We start from the raw sequence: 15492 nt of genomic DNA, 5'->3' as shown, positions 1-15492 counted from the left end.
CACCGGCACGACGGAATCGCCCGTACCATGCCGGTGCTGAGCACGGTCACATCCAGAGGAGGAACAGAGCCATGGCCCCGTGGCGGAGCCCGGTACGCCTCATCCACTTCCTCCTGGCCCCACGCATGGCACGGCGCCTGCACCTATGGACGCTGGACAACCCCGGCCTCACCTACCAAGAGGCGTTGAAGTGGGAGAGCCTCTGGCAACTCGAACGTGCCCGGCTACGAGGGGTCTACGGGCGGTGGATCTGGCACCTGAAGGCGCCCCGGCCCGAACGGACTCCCCTGCGCGCCAGCCTCTTCAGTCCCGACTTCCTCTCCGAGATGCGGTCCGCTCAGAGATCCGCGAGCGGCAGCTGAACGAAGCGGTGTCAGGCAGGCGTCCATGGACGCGCTGGATCCTGACCCAGCTGATCAGCTCGCGAACACCGCATCACAGAAGGGAAGAGCGTGGAGAACCGGTTCGCAGGAGGGTGCACCTTGTGTTCGGTGTGGGTAGCTGCGCACGGCGGCTTCTTGCAGCGAAGCGAGAGCGGCACCTGGGAGGTGCGCTGCCCAACGTGCCGTCACGTTGACGAGCTCGCCGAAGCGGGCGACTTTGACCCCGACAAGATCGCTCTGCCCTCATCGCCACCGCCCGGATACGCTGCCGTCCTGCATCTTCGTGTTCTCGGTCTAAACCGATCCTGTTGGAAGTGCGGGCGGACCACCACCTGTATCGCCGGCCTCTATCCCGCTCGCCCGGCACGCGGCTACTGCGGGCTCTTCACCACGGAGAACCCTCGGACGATGGAACTCGCCGTGCACCTTCTGGAACGAAACAAACGGGCGGATCTGACGACGCCGGTGAAGTCCCGATACAGCAGGACCATGCGCGAACGACAGCTGACGAACGGGTGCCAGCACTGCGATGCGCTCCAAGGAAACTTCCCTGTCCAAGAAGAGGTATTCGGTCAGGTCGTGGCAGCTGGCGGTCCGGACGGACTTGACACGCTACTCGTCGCCGAGTGCCCCACTCTGGCGTGGCAGGCGGTTGTGCACGACAACGGTGATGGTGTAATCGCCGTCTGATACAGGGCCGTACAGGACATCTGACGCTCAGAGGACCTCGGCGCATCCCCAGCAAGGTCCTCTGCGGACTCTCTGGCCGCTCTACCTCGGACCGGAGAGATGCTTGCTGTCCATACGCCTGATCCCGTCCGCGAAAGGTCCGAGCCCTTGTGCGGGGCTGTTGGTCAAGGCTCTGCGCGCGGCCCCTGCGTCAGGTTGTGTCCGCTGCCGTTGAAGCCTGCCGCGCACCTCCCATCCCGTGTATCCCGAGGTACTCCATAGTCCGGTTCATGACCTGGAGTGCAAGCGATAGGGTCTCCTTGTCTTCGATGACGCTGAACACTTCCTCAATCTTCCGGCGGACGAGGAGCTTTTCGTCTGAGGTCTGATCGACCCTCGCGGCATGTAGCGTTTCCTGAAGTTGCTTGAAGGCGTCCAGAACGGAGTTGACCTTCTGTTTGGGGTCACCAGCCGCGAACTGGAGGTCGGCGTAGCGGCTGACCCACCAGACCGGACCGAGTACCGGGTCCGCGAGACGGTCGAGCAGTAGCTCAAGTTCGACCGTCTCGCGCGCATGTGCTGACCGTAGTGCCTCTTCTTCTTCAGCCCGCCGCAGCGCCGCCTCTCTCGTCAGCTTGGGGACGCGAATTCGCACGCGTCCTTGCACTCGGAGACGTCGCTCGTGATCCCAAAGCTCTTGACTGAGCGTGGAGTTCATTGCGTCCGCTGCGGCGACATGATCCAACACTCGACATTCTCTGGCCACACTCGCCAGTTCTTCCCTAAGGAGATTCCGGGCCAGCGCGTCCGGGGCCAGAGGGCGAGGAGCAGGAGAATCAGAATTGAGCCTCCACCGGTAGCGAACTACAGCGCGATAGTGCAGCCCGTGATCCTTGCTTTCCAGGGCCGCTAGAAAGGAGCGACGATCAGTGATTCGCCGCTCCTTCAACCAGTTGAGGATCCAGATCATTGCGTTTCGGGATCCGCCTCAGTCACACCTTCGGGACTGCTCTCGATAAGTGCGTTTCTAGAGGGCGCAGGAAGAGATCCATTGCTTGTCCGATAAGTCCGATGGAACTCTTCCAAGAAGGCAGCGATCAGGGTCTCCTTCAGCGGCCCGTCTTCCATGACGACGTCTCTGATCGGAGGATTGACGATCCCCGTAACGCAGCCGAGCGCGAAGATGATATCGACGATCGGCCCCGGCGGGAGTAGCCCCTTTTCCGCACCCTGACGCCAGTCCAGCAAGATGCGTTGGGCATGGAAGACGTCCACGCTTTGCGCGATGATGTGCTGCCACCCTTCGAGCAGGCGCCGACGTATCGCGTCGCCCGAGTCGCCTGGCTGCGTCAGTGCCACGGCGAGCGGCGACTTCTCCAGCTGATCAGAACTTGAGGGCACACTGAAGACGTCGTAGAAGACGTTCAGTTCCGTTCCGGTCGGCTTTCCGGCATTTGTAATCCACTTGATGACGGTGTCGGTCACGAGAGGCGCAAGGTCAACGTCGGACGCTAGCGCGCGCACGGCCATGGTGGCGTCCCTCAAGGCCTCCGCAGAGCCGGGGGCGTTCAGAATGTAGCGTGCCCGGGTCAGGGCCTGGCTGGGGTACTTCTTCCCGAACGAACCTGAGCATGCTCGGGCAACGGCACGCTGCCGTGCCGGCTCCGACTTTCCTGCGGCCCATCTGGCCAGCTCGGCCCTCGCCCGACTTCCGAGGGTGGGGTGCACGGCGAGATCAGAAACCAGATCTCCGACGAGTTCCAGGTGCTGCTTGCCCCCGTTGCGGAGCCATCCTTCTGCGAGGTCGAAGATCGGGACAATACCCACAGTCTCAGCGAGTTGCGTCAACGCGGAAGCAAGAGCATCGAGGTGACCCTTGGCCGGGCCCTGGCTGATGTCCTGCAGCCACTGCATCAACACCTCTTGGCTCAACTGAGTGTGCTGTGTCCAGAGGTACTGCAGGATCGCAGGCCCTTGAGACTCATGGACGAGAGATGCAACGCCCGTGTCCACGTCGAAAGACATACCCGCCGGTTCGAGTCGGCTCGGCACGTCCGGCATCGCGAGGAGTCCGCCCTCAGGTGTGGGCAGGTTGATCTTCGGCGCGGAAAGCAGGAGGTCAGCACTGTTCAGGACAACCGCACCGGGCGCCCTGTTGAGGTACGCGCCAGCAATTCGGACGGCTCGTGTTTCAACGCCTTCTCTGCCGCCTCTGAACCAGTCACTCAGGTGAGTTTCCCAGCCCTTGTACTCATCGAGGGCATCCTTGTCCTCGATACTCTTGGCCTTCGCGATGATCGAAGCCAGCCGAACCGCTTTACCAGGGGAGCAGTCTTCCGGCAGAAGGTCGTAAAACACGCCTTCCTTGTTATCGATCCACCCGGAGCGGTCCCGCGTCTCCTCGTCACTCTCCAGGTACTTCTTCACGACATCATCGGGCTTGGGACGCGCGATCTCTACCACGAGGATCTCGGGATGGGGCCCGCCTGCCCGAGCCTGGGACCAGATGGTCTTCGTGGCCGTGATGACCATGTAGCTGCCTGCCTCGCGCAGCCCGGACGCGTAGGTCAGTAGATCGCTGTAGAAGGCATCAGGGAGAGGCTGAGTGACGCCGCGCAGGTTGAGGAGATAGCCCGCGCCACGTTCTTCCGGCAGGCAGGCCACGTCTGGTTCGTCCCAGTCGGGAAGCAGCTCAAATATTCGACCAGCCGCAATGTTCGTGGCCGCCAGCAGCCGGAGCCCAGCCGACTTGCGACCGTGTTCCTCAGGAGCGAGCAGGACCACGACGCGGACGTTCGCCGTACTCCCGAAGGACAGTCGGACGGCCTGCGCGGCTCTGTCGTAGTTGTTGCCCGGACTGACAAAGCGGTTCGCCGGCATCAGCTTGTCCGGGTCGACCTGATGAGGGCGGAGGTGTCGCAGCCCGGTCAGGTAGTTCGAAATGATGTTGTCCCGACCGGCGATGTTCTGATCGCCGGCGACGAAGTTGCCCTTGACGTCCTGCTCTACCGTGGGGTCGTTCGAAGGCGGGGTCGGCGACGACATCAGCGAGCACCACCGAAGTTGTTGTCCCGGCCGGCAACGTTCTGATTACCGAAGACCAAGTTGTTTTTGACGTCCTGCTTCACCGAGACATCGGCAGGAGGCTCCACCCCTTGCGCCTTCAGCGCATCGATGAGCTCCTGGATCGTGTCGGGCTCGTCGCCAACGCAGGAGGCCAGGATCTCACGCACCTGGGGTTCCACGGCGTTGATCATGGCTTGCCTCTGGTCAGGCTCAGCAGCCGCCACTACCTGCTCGAGGGAGTCGAGTCGGGCCACCGTCTCCGTTTCACCCTCCGCTGCCCCACCGTGACGACGGCGCCGGAATGTGACCAGGCTCTTGAGAGCGGGCTTCCAGAGTTCCGTGCCCATGGCTCCCCCCATGGAGGCAGCGGCTGTGAGCAGAAGATCGGCCGATGTTGTCACGACAAACTCCCCCATGTACGTCAGTCACAGCTCGGTCCTGCCGGTCGAAGGACCCACTGTTCACTGTGACTTGTACGGGGATGATATGACCACTCCGATCGGATCGGGCGTCGAGCCAGCAGGGTGGCTGGATTCTGTTGATGCCGCAAGTGCGCCCCACAAGTCCGGAGGGAGCGAGTCAAGCGGCCACACCTTGAGGCAGGTCGAGGGCATCTTTAGGCGACCGTGTAACTCACGTTCCAGACTTCTCCTTAACGCCTCCACCTGCATAGACGTTGCATCGCATAGAGATAAGGATGAAGTTGTGGGAGCTCCGCAGCTACGAGCAGGTCATCAAGCTCGAACAGGACCGGCTGATCTACCAGGCCCGCCTCCAGGCCCGCTACGGCCGCTCCTGGCGCCGCAAGGCACCCGTCGAGTCCCTGATGCCGCTCCGCCTCGCGAAGTACGGCGTCCCCCTCGCCGAGACCGGCCCCGCCGGACTGGCCGCCGCGGGCATCGAACCGGCCCTCCTGCCCCCGGCACCGGCCCTGGCCCCCGCTCAGGTCCGGACCGCGCCCGAACCCGTAGCCGCCGCGCCCTCCCCCGCCCCCGCCGTGGAGACCGCCCAGCAGCACCCGGAGCTCCCCGCGAACCACGGCAGCCCCTGGTTCGCCGAGCCGGTGCCGGACAAGGTCTACGAGGGCGGGTACGACCCGAACTTCGAGCCGCCCGCGCCGGAACCGGAACCCGGACCGGAATCCGTACCCGAGCAGGCACCCGCCCAGGCCCCCGTACCGGCACCCGCACCCGCGCCCGTACAGGAATCGGCGCGGGAGGACGACGAGTTCGTCGAGATCGCGTACGAGGTCTTCTCGGCGTTCGTCGCCGAGAACAACGACTACCCGAGCGTCGCGGTGCTCGACATACACCTGTCGGACGGCCACAACGTCCGCCATCCGCGCAGCGAGGCCCTGCTCCGGCAGCTGATGCCGGCCTTCAAGCAGCGCTACCACGCGGAGCTGGAAGCCGAGCACATCGCGTAGCACCCCGACCCACGCACGAGGGGCCGCCTCCCACCCTGGGAGACGGCCCCTCGGCTCATGCGCGCGCCTACGCGCCGAGCAGCCTCCGCACCCGGTCCGCGCCCACCGCGAGGAGCAGCGTGGGCAGACGCGGGCCCGTGTCGCGGCTGACGAGCAGCCGGTACAGCAGGACGAAGAAGGTCCGCTGGGCGGTCTTCAGTTCGGGCGTCGGCTTGGCGTCGGGCTCCAGTCCGGCGAGGACCTTCGGCACGCCGTAGACGAGCGTGGTCAGGCCGTCCAGGGACCAGTGCGTGTCCAGGCCCTCGAGGAGCAGCCGCAGGGACTCGCGGCCCTCGTCGTCGAGCGAGCCGAGCAGTTCCTTGTCGGGCTCGTCGCGGACGACGGTGCGGGCCTCGGCCGGGACCTGGGTGGTGATCCAGCTCTCGGCGCGGTCGAGGCGCGGGCGGGCCTCGTCCAGCGAGGTGAGCGGGTTCTCCGGGTCCAGCTCGCTGAGGATGCGCAGCGTCTGGTCCTCGGCACCGGCGGTGATGTCGGCGACGGAGGCGAGCGTGCGGTACGGCAGCGGGCGCGGGGTGCTCGGCAGTTGGCCGGCGGCGGTGCCGATCGCGCGGGCGTACGCGGCGGCGTCGGCCGGGAGGGCCGTGCCGTCGGCGACCTTGCGGGCCAGCGAGTCCCACTCGTCGTAGAGCCGCTGGATCTCCTGGTCGAAGGCGATCTTGAAGGACTGGTTGGGCCTGCGGCGGGCGTAGAGCCAGCGCAGCAGCGGGGCCTCCATGATCTTCAGGGCGTCGGCCGGGGTCGGCACGCCGCCCTTGCTGGAGGACATCTTGGCCATGCCGGAGATGCCGACGAAGGCGTACATGGGGCCGATCGGCTGGACGCCGTCGAAGATCTCGCGGACGATCTGGCCGCCGACGACGAAGGAGGAGCCGGGCGAGGAGTGGTCGACGCCGCTGGGCTCGAAGATCACGCCCTCGTACGCCCAGCGCATGGGCCAGTCGACCTTCCAGACCAGCTTGCCCCGGTTGAACTCGCTCAGCCGGACCGTTTCGGCGAAGCCGCAGGCCGTGCAGGTGTAGTTCAGCTCGGTGGTGTCGTCGTCGTACGAGGTGACGGTGGTGAGGTCCTTCTCGCAGTTGCCGCAGTAGGGCTTGTACGGGAAGTAGCCGGCGGAGCCGCCGCTGCCGTCGTCCTCGCTCGCCGCGCCGGAGCCGGCCTCGGCCTCCAGCTCGGCTTCGTCCACCTTCTTCTGCTGCGGCTTCTTGCCGGCCGCCGGGTCCTTCTTGGTGCGGTAGCGGTCGAGGACGGCGTCGATGTCCGCGCGGTGGCGCACGGCGTGCAGGATCTGCTCGCGGTAGGTGCCCGCGAGGTACTGCTCCGTCTGGCTGATCGGGTCGTACTCGACGCCCAGCTCGGCCAGGGACTCGGTCATGGCGGCCTTGAAGTGCTCGGCCCAGTTCGGGTGGGCGGAGCCGGCCGGGGCGGGCACCGAGGTCAGCGGCTTGCCGATGTGCTCGGCCCAGGACTCGTCGACGCCGGGGACGCCGTTCGGCACCTTGCGGTAGCGGTCGTAGTCGTCCCAGGAGATCAGGTGGCGCACGGTGTGGCCGCGGCGGCGGATCTCGTCGGCGACCAGGTGCGGGGTCATGACCTCGCGGAGGTTGCCCAGGTGGATCGGGCCCGACGGGGAGAGGCCGGAGGCGACGACGACCGGTTTGCCAGGCGCACGACGCTCCGATTCGGCGATGACCTCGTCCGCGAAGCGGGAGACCCAGTCGGTCTCGGTGCTGCTCTGACTCTGAGCCACGGTCGGCACGTCCTTCTCTCTGGTGGGCTCGTAGGGACGTCCCCATTCTCCCAGGTGCCGGGCGCAGCGCGAAAACGACTTTGCGTACGGCTGCGCGGGCCGTGGGATACTCGGGATCATCCCCTGTACCCCTACGGAAACGGCAGCCAGCTCATGGCCTCGGTCACTTCCCTCGCTTCCACGCTCCAGCAGCAGCTGGCGGACGCCCTCATGGCAGCCCTGCCGGAGGCCGGCACCGCCGACCCGCTGCTGCGCCGAAGCGACCGGGCCGACTTCCAGGCCAACGGCATCCTCGCGCTCGCCAAGAAGCTCAAGGGCAACCCGCGCGAGCTGGCCGCCCAGGTCACCGGCGCGCTCCCGGCCTCGGACCTGATCAAGGACGTCGAGGTCTCCGGGCCCGGCTTCCTGAACGTCACGCTGACCGACCGGGCGATCACGGAGACGCTGGCCGCGCGCGCCGCGGACGGCGACCGGCTGGGCGTTCCGGCGAACGCGGCGGCGGGCACCACGGTCATCGACTACGCCCAGCCGAACGTGGCCAAGGAGATGCACGTCGGCCACCTGCGGTCCGCGGTGATCGGTGACGCGATGGTGCGGATCCTGGAGTTCACCGGCGAGTCCGTGATCCGGCGCCACCACATCGGCGACTGGGGCACCCAGTTCGGCATGCTCATCCAGTACCTCATCGAGCACCCGCACGAGCTGGACCACGAAGGCGGCAAGGAGGACGGCGAGGCCGCCATGTCCTCGCTGAACCGGCTCTACAAGGCGTCGCGGGCCCTGTTCGACTCGGACGAGGAGTTCAAGGCGCGCTCCCGGGACCGGGTGGTCGCGCTCCAGGCGGGCGACGCGGAGACGCTGGCGATGTGGCAGCGGTTCGTGGACGAGTCGAAGATCTACTTCTACTCGGTCTTCGACAAGCTGGACATGGAGATCTCCGACCCCGACATCGTCGGCGAGTCGGGGTACAACGACATGCTGGAGGAGACCTGCCGCATCCTGGAGGAGACGGGCGTCGCCGTCCGCTCCGAGGGTGCGCTGTGCGTCTTCTTCGACGACGTGCTGGGGCCCGACGGCAACAAGGTCCCGCTGATCGTCAAGAAGACGAACGGCGGCTACGGCTACGCGGCGACCGACCTCTCCGCGATCCGCGACCGGGTGCAGGGCCTGAAGGCGGACACCCTGCTGTACGTGGTGGACGCGCGGCAGTCGCTGCACTTCAAGATGGTCTTCGAGACGGCCCGGCGGGCCGGCTGGCTGAACGACGACGTGAAGGCGCACCAGCTCGCGTTCGGCACGGTGCTCGGCAAGGACGGCAAGCCGTTCAAGACCCGTGAGGGGGTCACGGTCCGGCTGGAGGACCTGCTCGACGAGGCGGTCGAGCGGGCGACGGCCGTGGTCCGGGAGAAGGCCGGGAAGGTGGGCCTGTCCGAGGAGGAGATCGTCGAGAACGGCCGGTACGTCGGCGTGGGCGCCGTGAAGTACGCGGACCTGTCGACCTCCGCCGTGCGGGACTACAAGTTCGACCTGGACCAGATGGTGTCGCTGAACGGCGATACGTCGGTCTACCTCCAGTACGCGTTCGCGCGCATCCAGTCGATCCTGCGCAAGGCGGGCGACGCGAGGCCGGTCGCGCACCCGGAGCTGGAGCTGGCCCCGGCCGAGCGGGCGCTGGGCCTGCACCTGGACCAGTTCGGCGAGGTGCTGGCCGAGGTGGCCGCGCACTACGAGCCGCACAAGCTGGCCGCGTACCTCTACCAGCTGGCGTCGCACCTCACCACGTTCTACGACCAGTGCCACGTGCTGAGCGACGAGAACCCGGCCGAGGTGGTGGAGAACCGGCTGTTCCTCGTCGAGCTCACCGCCCGCACGCTGCACCGGGGCATGGCGCTGCTCGGCATCCGGACGCCCGAGCGGCTCTGAGCGGCTCCGGACCGGCCCGCGTCAGCGGAAGTCGGCGGGGCCCGGCGGCACTTCGGTGCCGCCGGGCCCCGTTTTTTTCTCGGCCCCTTTTCCCGGCCGCCCCTTTTTCCCGGCCGCCCCCTGCCGTCCGACACGGAGTCACCCACCTGAATCCCCATTGGTATTGACCAATTTCCGGGAGTATGAGAATCATGGCCGAAGTCGCCACAGAACCTTCATGACTGCTCTGCGGGAGAACCACGCACTATGCGCATACCGACCTCCACCGCCCTCGCGGCACTCGGCGGTGCCCTCGTTCTCGGGCTCACCGTCGCTCCGGCCGCCCAGGCCACCTCCGCCTCGGCGGACTGCACCACCGACGCCTTCGGGATCGCCGGGAAGTACGGCGAGTTCGTCCTCGGGGACGACGTCCACTCCCCCGACGCGGAAGGCGCCGTGGCCGTCGGCGGCAACGCCGACTTCAGCGGCGGGTTCAGCGTCGGCAACGAGCTGACGGCCCCCCAGGTCGACGCGCTGCCCGGCCGGGCGTCGCTCGTCGTGCGGGGCGACCTGGTCAACGGCGGCTCGGCCACCGTCGTGATGAAGGGCAACGCCGTCGTCGGCGGCACGGTCGAGGGCCGCGCCGTCGAGATGCACAACGGCACATTCGGCAAGAAGGCCGATCTCATCGACTTCGACGGGGAGTTCGCCAAGCTCCGCTCCTACTCGGACGCCCTGGCCGAGGAGCCGGCCACCGCCGGTGCCGAGGCCCGGCTCGACGGGAACCGGCTGACGCTGACCGGCACGGACAGCGGCCGCAACGTCTTCTCCGTCCAGGCCTCGCAGCTGGAGAAGGCGAAGGAGGTCTTCGTCGAGGTCCCGGCGGGCGCGACGACGATCGTCAACGTCACGGGCCAGTCGTACGACATGGCGACCGCCGGCACGACCGGCTTCTTCCTGTCGGGCGGTCAGGACTTCGTCCTGGACGACAAGACGCAGAGCGCGGACGACGGCGCGGTCCGCGCCAGGCTGCTGTGGAACTTCCCGAACGCCACCAGGATCGTCAAGAACAGCCAGGCCGCCTGGCCGGGCAGCGTGCTCGCCCCGTACGCGCACCTGGAGCTCGGCAACGCCGCCCCTGTCAACGGCTCGGTCTGGGTGGCCTCGCTGCACGGTTCGGGCGGCGCGGAGACGCACCACTTCCCGTTCACCGGCTGCCTCCCCGAGGCCCCCGGCACCCCGAAGCCCGGTACGACCCCGAGCGGCACGCCCTCCACGACGCCCCCGGCGACCGCCACCCCCTCGGCCCCGGTGGCGCCGACCGGCAGCGCCACCCCGTCCGGCTCGACGGCCCCGGGGACCCCGGCGCCGTCCGCCAGTCCCTCCCGGCCCGAGGGCGACCTGGCGACGACCGGCAGCGGCGACATGATCCCGGTCACCGTCGGGGGCGCCGTGGTCGTCGCCGCCGGTGCGGGCCTGGTCGTCATGGCCCGGCGCCGCAAGCGCGCCTGACCCGCCCGAGCGGTACGCGGTCCCCGGATCGCGTACCGCTCAGCGCTTCTCCCAGACCGACGTGTCGTAGCGGTAGTAGTACTCCGGGCGCCCCGCGATGCTGCTGGTGCGGAACGGCTTGCCGCCGTCGTCGACGCGCAGGGTGCCCTTCCGGCCGCCGCTGCTCCACTCCAGCTCCAGGTACCAGCTGACGTCGTGGCCCTCCACGTGCGCGTCCAGGTCGAAGACCTCCACATCACTGGACGACACCCGGAACGGGAAGTTCTTCGCCGGGACGACCTCGTCCCCCTGCTTCCCGGCGACCGGGGTGAGCGTGGGACGGCTGTCGTCCAGGTCGACGTCGAAGGACTGGGGCTCGATGCCGCTGCCGCAGCCGTCGCCCATCGAGAACGCCGGCTGCTGCACGGGCGCCCGCTGGCTCAGCACCTTCACCTGGAGCCCGGTCAGGACGACGGCCTGCGAGGAGGTGCCCTGCACGGTCAGCTCCAGCTTCATGCTGCCGCCGTCCACCCCGCCGAGCGCCCGCGCCCAGCCCCGGGTGCCGGTGGGCGGCGGCGGGGGCGGCACGGTCGCCGGGTCCTGGCCGAGCAGGTAGTACTGCCCGCAGGGCTCCTCCCAGTTGTACGAGCTGATGGTGACCGTGGGCGGCCGCCCGGTAGCGCTCTCGGGCCGGCTGGTGGTGGGCGAGGCGGACGGTGACGTCCGTACGGAAGGACTCACCGAACTCCTCGCACTCGCGGAGGCGCTGGGCCGCTTCGACGCGCTGACCGACGGCGAGGGGCTCGGCGGGGACGCGGACACGACGGCGGCGTCCTTCCCCTCCGCGGTGCTCCGCCCGCTCGAGAGACCGATGGCCGTGTCCGGACCGGTCTCCTCCTTGACCCGGCCGATGACCACGGCGGTGGGCACGGTGAGCGCGACGACCGCGGCGACGGCGAGCAGCACCCGCGTACGAGCGGAGGCCCGGCGCCAGCGGGAGGAGGGCGCGGGGTCCGGGTCCACCCGTACGGGGCCGGGCTCGGACGCCATGGGTGCGGACGCCGGCTCCACGGGTGCGGACGCCGGCTCGGCGGGCGCGGGCGCGGGCTCGGACTCGGCGGGTGCGGGTACGGATACGGGCTGGGGCTCGGCGGCTGCGGGCTCCGGCTCCGCGCGTACCGGCTCGGGCTCGACCGGAACACCCGTCGACGCCCCGCCCGGCACCTCGCCCGGCACCGCCGCCGCGGCATCCGCCTTCCCCCGCCGCCGCGCCTCGTCGGCGATGATCCACCGGCGGTGGATCTCCACCAACTCGTCGGCGGTGGCCCCGCAGAGCCGGGCGAACCGCTCCACGGGCGCGAACTCGCCCGGCACGGCGTCCCCGTTGCAGTACCGGTGGAGCGTCGACGTGCTGACGTGCAGTCGGCCGGCCAGCACCCCGTAGCTGCGCCCCGAACGGTCCTTCAGTTTCTTCAGCAGGCCCGCGAGTTCCTCGGCCTCCGGTGTCGCCATGACGGCGTTCCCCCTCCTGGTCCGTCCCGGATCAGCGTTCCAGGGACGTGGAATCTGCCCAGGTCACAGTACGCGCAGGCATTCCAGCATCCCCAATGGTGTGGCGGGCGTTGCGGCCGGAATCCGTCGTGCCCCAAGCTCGGACCACACCACAGCGACCACGGGGGACCGGCCCAGTGCGAACCCTCTTCCGCATCGAGTTGACCGATGCGCTGGCCATCGGGGTGGTGATCGTGACCAGCACGATCGTCCTGCTCCTGATCTGCCACAACTGACCACAGCACACAGACCACAGACCACAGACCAACCCACACTTACGGGGAGTACCACCATGCGCAGCAACCGCATCCGCACCACCGTCCTCGCGGCCACCGCCCTGCTCGCCGCACTGTCGCTCACGGCCTGCGGCGGAGACGACGGCACCGACGCGAAGAAGCCGGCCGCGGCCGGCTCGGCGGCGGACCAGGGCACCGCCACGTCACCCTCGCCGCAGACCTCGGCCACGCCGAAGAAGGACACGACGGCGCCGACGGACACCGACCCGGCCGCCGACGCCGAGCCGAAGACCCCGGCCGCCGCCAAGCCCGCCACCAAGCCCGCCGAGAAGCCCGCCCCCGAGCCGAAGGCCCCGGCCACCTGCACCGGCTCGAACACGAAGGTCACCGTCACCAAGGTGAGCCGCCCGATCAACCACCTGCTGCTCACGATGACCAACACCGGTGACCGCCCCTGCTACGCGTACCACGCGCCCATGCTCCGCTTCGACGGCGCGCAGGCGGTGTTCCAGGTCCTCCAGGACAGCAAGCCGCAGGCCGTGGTGACGCTCGCGCCGGGCCGGTCGGCATACGCCGCCATCGGCCTGACCGGAGAGCCGAACGGCCGGAAGCCGTACAAGAGCACCCGCCTCGGCGTGTTCTTCGCCGACCGCGACAACGCCTCCACCAACACCCCGCCGGCCGAGCTGACGCTGCCCGGTGAGACCTACTGGGACGACAACGGCTTCGTCACCTACTGGCAGAGCGAGATGGACGACGCGCTCACCTACTGACCGGCCGGCTCGAAGTCGAACCGGATCCGGTGCGTGCCGTCCTCGTCGACGGCGATCCCGCCGCCCCCGCCGATCCCGGCGGGGGCGGCGATCCCGCTCGACGGGACGATCGTGAAGTACTCGCCCGTACGGTCGCTGCCGCTGGTCGTGGCCGGGTGCACGAAGTCGAACGTCCCCTCGCGCCCGGCGAGCACGCCCTCGAACGACTCCACGGCGATGTACGGACCGACGCCGGTCTCCTGGCCGAAGGCGGCCGTGACCAGCGTCGTCGACCGCCCTGCCACCTCACCCTCGAAGGTCTTCACGACGGTCGCCACACCGACCGGGAGCGCGGTGGTGCTCTTCATGGCCATCGTGGACCGGCCGTAGGTGCCTGGACACCGAACTCACACCACACGACCTTGCCCGGCACCCGCTCCCCTACGCCCCACCGGTCCGCCAACGCGTCGACGATCACCAGCCCCCGCCCCGACTCCCCGTCCGGCTCACGCACGCCGGGCTCCCCGTCGCCGCTGTCGTGCACCTCGACCCGGACCTGCCCCTCGTCCCGCAGCCACAGCATCAACCGGTACCCGCGCCCGGGCGGCACCCCGTGCACCAGAGCGTTGGTGGCCAGCTCGCTCACGCACACCACCACCTCGTCCGCCCGCACCTCGCCGACCCTCCAGTCGGCCAGCGCACTCCGTACGAATTCCCGGGCCTCCCGGACCGACCGGCGCTCCCGCCGGAAGAACCGCTCGCGCAGCAGCGGGAGTTGCATCGTCTCGTTCATGAAGCGAGCGTCACACTCGGTGACTAGGCTGTCGCAGTGTGCGCGCCCGTACAGATTTCTTGTACGGGTCGCGCGCGCGTGAAGTACGGACGCGGGCGGGAAGTGGGGACCGTATGCAACCCAGGAAGCGGCAGCGCAAGAACGCGTCGGCGATGAGGCTGGTGGGCGCGCTGGTTGCCCAGTTCCGCACCGCCGCCGGGATGACCCAGCGCCAACTGGCCGAACGGACCTGCACCCAGCCGGAGACCATCGCCTCCATCGAGCAGGGCAGACGCGCCCTCCAACTGCCCCTGGCCCGCCGCATGGACACCCTGCTGGAGACGAAGGGGGCGCTGGCGACGGCGGTGGAGAACATGCCGGAGGTGGATCTGATTCCGGCGTGGGCGGAGGAGTACATGGACCTGGAGCGGGAGGCGCTCGCACTGTCCTGGTACGACAACCAGGTCGTTCCCGGGCTCCTCCAGACAGAGGCGTACGCGCGTGCGGTGTTCCGCAACAGGGTGCCGGTCTTCAGCGAGGAGAAGATCGTGGAACAGACCGCAGGGCGCCTGGGGCGACAGGAGATCCTGCGACGCGACCAGCCCCCGACCATCAGCTTCGTGATCTGGGAGCCGGTCGTGAGACTTCAACTCGTCGACGACGAGGAGCATGCACGGCAACTGCGTCACCTGCGCGCATGCGCCGCACTCCCCGGCATCTGCCTCCAGGTACTCCCCCTGAACCACCGTACACATGCAGGCCTCGACGGGCCCTTCACACTGCTCGAAACACCCGACTACCAGCGCGTCGCCTACTCGGAAACACAGCGCGGGAGCCTGCTCGTCTCCGACCCTGACGAGGTCAGCATCCTGTCCCAGAAGTATGCGATGCTGCGAGCTCAGGCCCTCAACCCCGAAGAAACCGTGGGCCTGTTGGACAGCCTGCTGGGAGAGCAATGAGCACTGCACGCGCCTGGTTCAAGTCCAGCTACAGCGGCGACGAGGGCGGCCAGTGCCTCGAAGTCGCCTACGACTGGCAGAAGTCGAGCTACAGCGGCAGCGAGGGCGGGCAGTGCGTCGAGATCGCCGCCCACCCCGCCGCCGTCCACGTCCGCGACTCCAAGAACCCCGAGGGCCCCACGCTCACCCTCGCCCCCACCACCTGGACGGCCTTCGCCGCGCACATCGGTTCCTGAGCGGCCGGCAGGGGCTGCCGCGGCCCGGCTCAGGCCATCCGCCTCTGCCAGGCCCTCCGCCTGCTTCAGCACCCGCTCCAGTGCGTCGACCTCGTTTACCGCGCCGAAGCCGTACAGCTCGGCGCATCGCCTGACTCCCTGGCGGCAGGTTCAGCGCGTCTTCAGCTGCTCGCGGAGTCGTTGCACGTGGCCCTGGACGTCGCACGCGGCACCGGGCTCCTCGGCGGGCACCGGATCGGTGG

At 68.5% G+C, this 15492-nt stretch carries 14 protein-coding genes and 1 pseudogene; 8 read left to right on the top strand and 7 right to left on the bottom strand.

Annotation, left to right across the window (positions count from 1 at the left end):
* Nucleotides 1–71: 71 nt before the first annotated feature.
* Together ABZ564_RS29985 and ABZ564_RS29980 are read left to right on the top strand one after the other, a co-directional pair.
* A complete protein-coding gene (locus tag ABZ564_RS29985) occupies nt 72–362 on the top strand; it encodes a hypothetical protein (protein WP_360862268.1) in 291 nt (96 codons plus the stop codon).
* 429 nt (nt 363–791) lie between these two features.
* Entirely contained in the window at nt 792–1073 is a 282-nt protein-coding gene (locus tag ABZ564_RS29980) for a hypothetical protein (protein ID WP_360862267.1), read from the top strand.
* Between the two features lie 190 nt (nt 1074–1263).
* Here ABZ564_RS29980 and ABZ564_RS29975 read toward each other — a convergent pair whose 3' ends face one another.
* The 3 genes from ABZ564_RS29975 to ABZ564_RS29965 all read right to left on the bottom strand — a co-directional run bounded on the left by ABZ564_RS29975 (nt 1264) and on the right by ABZ564_RS29965 (nt 4519).
* Nucleotides 1264–1707: a hypothetical protein gene (locus ABZ564_RS29975; RefSeq protein ID WP_360862266.1), complete on the bottom strand. Its 444-nt coding sequence runs from the start codon at nt 1705–1707 to the stop codon at nt 1264–1266.
* A 311-nt stretch (nt 1708–2018) separates the two neighbouring features.
* On the bottom strand, nt 2019–4097 hold the full coding sequence (locus tag ABZ564_RS29970) for a hypothetical protein (RefSeq protein WP_360862265.1): 2079 nt from the start codon (nt 4095–4097) through the stop codon (nt 2019–2021).
* Nucleotides 4097–4519: a hypothetical protein gene (locus ABZ564_RS29965; RefSeq protein ID WP_360862264.1), complete on the bottom strand. Its 423-nt coding sequence runs from the start codon at nt 4517–4519 to the stop codon at nt 4097–4099. Before ABZ564_RS29965 ends, ABZ564_RS29970 begins: the two co-directional genes overlap by 1 nt.
* 293 nt (nt 4520–4812) lie before the next feature.
* Between ABZ564_RS29965 and ABZ564_RS29960 the strand changes: the two are divergent.
* Nucleotides 4813–5544: pseudogene (locus ABZ564_RS29960) on the top strand (hypothetical protein); the annotation flags it as partial.
* Nucleotides 5545–5611: 67 nt separating this feature from the next.
* Here ABZ564_RS29960 and lysS read toward each other — a convergent pair.
* Complete coding sequence (gene lysS / locus ABZ564_RS29955; protein WP_360862263.1) at nt 5612–7360, bottom strand: lysine--tRNA ligase; 1749 nt, start codon at nt 7358–7360, stop codon at nt 5612–5614.
* A 144-nt stretch (nt 7361–7504) separates the two neighbouring features.
* Here lysS and argS point away from each other — a divergent pair, with 144 nt between their 5' ends.
* Together argS and ABZ564_RS29945 are read left to right on the top strand one after the other, a co-directional pair.
* Nucleotides 7505–9274 carry an arginine--tRNA ligase gene (gene argS, locus ABZ564_RS29950; RefSeq protein ID WP_360862262.1) on the top strand — a complete coding sequence of 590 codons (1770 nt, stop codon included), beginning with the start codon at nt 7505–7507 and terminating at the stop codon, nt 9272–9274.
* 246 nt (nt 9275–9520) lie between these two features.
* On the top strand, nt 9521–10765 hold the full coding sequence (locus ABZ564_RS29945) for a choice-of-anchor A family protein (protein WP_360862261.1): 1245 nt from the start codon (nt 9521–9523) through the stop codon (nt 10763–10765).
* A gap of 39 nt (nt 10766–10804) precedes the next feature.
* Here ABZ564_RS29945 and ABZ564_RS29940 read toward each other — a convergent pair whose 3' ends face one another.
* On the bottom strand, nt 10805–12256 hold the full coding sequence (locus tag ABZ564_RS29940; protein ID WP_360862260.1) for a helix-turn-helix transcriptional regulator: 1452 nt from the start codon (nt 12254–12256) through the stop codon (nt 10805–10807).
* 331 nt (nt 12257–12587) lie between these two features.
* Between ABZ564_RS29940 and ABZ564_RS29935 the strand changes: the two genes are divergently transcribed.
* A complete protein-coding gene (locus ABZ564_RS29935) occupies nt 12588–13304 on the top strand; it encodes a DUF4232 domain-containing protein (RefSeq protein ID WP_360862259.1) in 717 nt (238 codons plus the stop codon).
* Here the strand turns inward: ABZ564_RS29935 and ABZ564_RS29930 are convergent.
* Complete coding sequence (locus ABZ564_RS29930; RefSeq protein ID WP_360862258.1) at nt 13298–13651, bottom strand: DUF3224 domain-containing protein; 354 nt, start codon at nt 13649–13651, stop codon at nt 13298–13300. The two genes, ABZ564_RS29935 and ABZ564_RS29930, sit on opposite strands and share 7 nt — an antisense overlap.
* On the bottom strand, nt 13648–14076 hold the full coding sequence (locus tag ABZ564_RS29925; protein ID WP_360862257.1) for an ATP-binding protein: 429 nt from the start codon (nt 14074–14076) through the stop codon (nt 13648–13650). Before ABZ564_RS29925 ends, ABZ564_RS29930 begins: the two co-directional genes overlap by 4 nt.
* Before the next feature lie 152 nt (nt 14077–14228).
* Here ABZ564_RS29925 and ABZ564_RS29920 point away from each other — a divergent pair, with 152 nt between their 5' ends.
* Together ABZ564_RS29920 and ABZ564_RS29915 are read left to right on the top strand one after the other, a co-directional pair.
* Complete coding sequence (locus ABZ564_RS29920; RefSeq protein WP_360862285.1) at nt 14229–15014, top strand: helix-turn-helix transcriptional regulator; 786 nt, start codon at nt 14229–14231, stop codon at nt 15012–15014.
* Nucleotides 15011–15250 (top strand): DUF397 domain-containing protein, encoded by a 240-nt coding sequence (locus tag ABZ564_RS29915; RefSeq protein ID WP_360862256.1) that lies wholly within the window; start codon nt 15011–15013, stop codon nt 15248–15250. Before ABZ564_RS29920 ends, ABZ564_RS29915 begins: the two co-directional genes overlap by 4 nt.
* The last annotated feature ends 242 nt before the right edge of the window (nt 15251–15492 follow it).

Origin of the sequence: Streptomyces sp. NPDC019224 (assembly GCF_040632605.1) — a bacterium.
GTDB lineage: Bacteria > Actinomycetota > Actinomycetes > Streptomycetales > Streptomycetaceae > Streptomyces.
Note: the sequence above shows the minus strand (reverse complement) of the source record. Positions and strands in the feature narration are given on the sequence as shown.

What these genes read in the sequence shown, in the direction of transcription:
- ABZ564_RS29985 (WP_360862268.1), top strand. Translation starts at nt 72, where the DNA reads ATGGCCCCGTGGCGGAGCCCGGTACGCCTCATCCACTTCCTCCTGGCC.
- ABZ564_RS29980 (WP_360862267.1), top strand. Translation starts at nt 792, where the DNA reads ATGGAACTCGCCGTGCACCTTCTGGAACGAAACAAACGGGCGGATCTG.
- ABZ564_RS29970 (WP_360862265.1), bottom strand. Translation starts at nt 4,097, where the DNA reads ATGTCGTCGCCGACCCCGCCTTCGAACGACCCCACGGTAGAGCAGGAC.
- argS (WP_360862262.1), top strand. Translation starts at nt 7,505, where the DNA reads ATGGCCTCGGTCACTTCCCTCGCTTCCACGCTCCAGCAGCAGCTGGCG.
- ABZ564_RS29945 (WP_360862261.1), top strand. Translation starts at nt 9,521, where the DNA reads ATGCGCATACCGACCTCCACCGCCCTCGCGGCACTCGGCGGTGCCCTC.
- ABZ564_RS29940 (WP_360862260.1), bottom strand. Translation starts at nt 12,256, where the DNA reads ATGGCGACACCGGAGGCCGAGGAACTCGCGGGCCTGCTGAAGAAACTG.
- ABZ564_RS29935 (WP_360862259.1), top strand. Translation starts at nt 12,588, where the DNA reads ATGCGCAGCAACCGCATCCGCACCACCGTCCTCGCGGCCACCGCCCTG.
- ABZ564_RS29930 (WP_360862258.1), bottom strand. Translation starts at nt 13,651, where the DNA reads ATGAAGAGCACCACCGCGCTCCCGGTCGGTGTGGCGACCGTCGTGAAG.
- ABZ564_RS29925 (WP_360862257.1), bottom strand. Translation starts at nt 14,076, where the DNA reads ATGAACGAGACGATGCAACTCCCGCTGCTGCGCGAGCGGTTCTTCCGG.
- ABZ564_RS29920 (WP_360862285.1), top strand. Translation starts at nt 14,229, where the DNA reads ATGAGGCTGGTGGGCGCGCTGGTTGCCCAGTTCCGCACCGCCGCCGGG.
- ABZ564_RS29915 (WP_360862256.1), top strand. Translation starts at nt 15,011, where the DNA reads ATGAGCACTGCACGCGCCTGGTTCAAGTCCAGCTACAGCGGCGACGAG.